The 1,742-nt window shown below is 37.1% G+C and carries 1 protein-coding gene; it reads left to right on the top strand.

Features of this window, described 5'->3' with window-relative positions; translation table 11 throughout:
- A partial coding sequence (locus tag ACRC28_RS19045) for a DDE-type integrase/transposase/recombinase (protein ID WP_438545035.1) occupies positions 1–1,266 on the top strand: 1,266 nt, incomplete at its 5' end.
- Between the last annotated feature and the right edge of the window lie 476 nt (positions 1,267–1,742).

The following is a 1,742-nucleotide window of genomic DNA, read 5'->3' as shown; positions in this document are numbered from 1 at the left end:
GCTACAGGTAGAATCATGAGATGGAACCTGTTTTTACAACAATTTGTATACAAAATTGAATATATCAAAGGCTCTAAAAATGTTCTTGCTGACTCACTTTCAAGAAATTTAGAAGAAATTAACAGTGTATCTTTCGTTGGTGAACAGGAAATAAAACAGAGGAAAGATGTTATAAGAAGGTGCCACATTGAGGCGGGTCATGCAGGAGTGATCCCAACTTACAGATTGTGTTTGGATAATTATCTCTGGAAGAATTTGTACAAGGAAATTAAGGAAGAGATTGAGGACTGTGAGGTTTGTAAAAAATTTGCTAAGCCAAAGGCTAACATTCAGAAGTGTAGGCTAAGTTTAAAAGAACCTTTTTCACGAGTAGGAATAGATATTGTTGGTCCGTTACCGAGAACACCTCGTGGTAATAAATACATCATAGTAGCAACAGATCATTTAACTCGTTGGGCTGAAGCCCGAGCTGTTAGAACGAAATCATCAAAGGAGACAGCTTTGTTTTTAATATCTCTTATTCAAAGGCATGGTCAACCTGAAGAAATTTTATCGGATAGAGGGAAAGAATTCTTAAATTCGACAATAGTGGCGTTGTGTAGTCTGATGAATATTAAGAAATCGTTTACATCAGCATACAATCCAAAATGTAACGGAGCAGTGGAACGATTCAATCAAACATTAATCGGAAAACTAATGAAGTGTGTGAACGGTAAAACAGATGAGAGGGATGAATATTTGGATACCGCACTGTTTGCATATAGAGTTAGCCCAAGATCAGGAGGCAAACCGTCTCCATTTGAATTATTGTATGGTCGAAAACCCAAAATCGATTTGAACTGTATGGAAAACGGGGTGGAGAGTTTAAATGAAGATAACCAGCTAATATTTGAAAGACTTAAAGCATCTCTTACAGCGTTACATGATCAAGAAAGGTCCCTTCGGGAAAAGGAAACGAGAAACATAAAAAAAGGGGTCCCAGGGGACGATCTGTTGGTAGGGTCGACGGTTCTAAGGAAAAAACTTCATGAAGAAAGGGAGAATAAGTTAGACTATAGGTGGAAAGGACCATTTTGTGTAACCAAGAATCTAGGAAATGGTGCATATCATATTATAGATTTCAACGGAGAAACTTTCACAGTGAATAGAAAGGATTTGATTGAATACGACAGGATGGATGATAAACTGTGGAGCAGGAATTTAAAGGAGGGGAGGATGTTAGACAACTCACAAACTTGGGCAATAAGATTACCAAGATGTGAGTAACTAACTTGTCCCTTTCTTGTCTTCTAAGAAACATTCGGGAATTCTATAATATTTCTATCTAGAATTCCTACGAGACTTCTAGACCGACTTTTGGACTTTTTATCAAAGTCCCACATTATTTTATTTTCAGAAATCTATAAATAGATTTCTGACCCTTGAACCCATGTCAGCAAAGAGACAAGTGGGAAATCAGGCTAGGAGCGACAAAGCCCTAGACCTTAATAAAACTTTACGCTACAAAGTGCCGAGTAGCGCAACAGTATTTGTATGAACTTTAGTAATTGGATCAACAAAATGTAAAGAATGATTAACTGTTCGGTGTTCATATGAAAGATCTGTCAGACTAGAATAGCCTTACCAACCACTAGTGTAATTGATTGTGTTTGGCTTCACGCAGTTTTGGATTACTAAGTTTAACGTTTCCTTGCTTCGGTTTTCAACTGAAACTAATTCAATTCTCTTTAGACCATTTTGCT

Source organism: Clostridium sp. (genome assembly GCF_051650885.1).
Classification (GTDB): Bacteria; Bacillota; Clostridia; order Clostridiales; family Clostridiaceae; genus Clostridium.
This window is presented reverse-complemented; position numbering and strand designations above follow the sequence as displayed.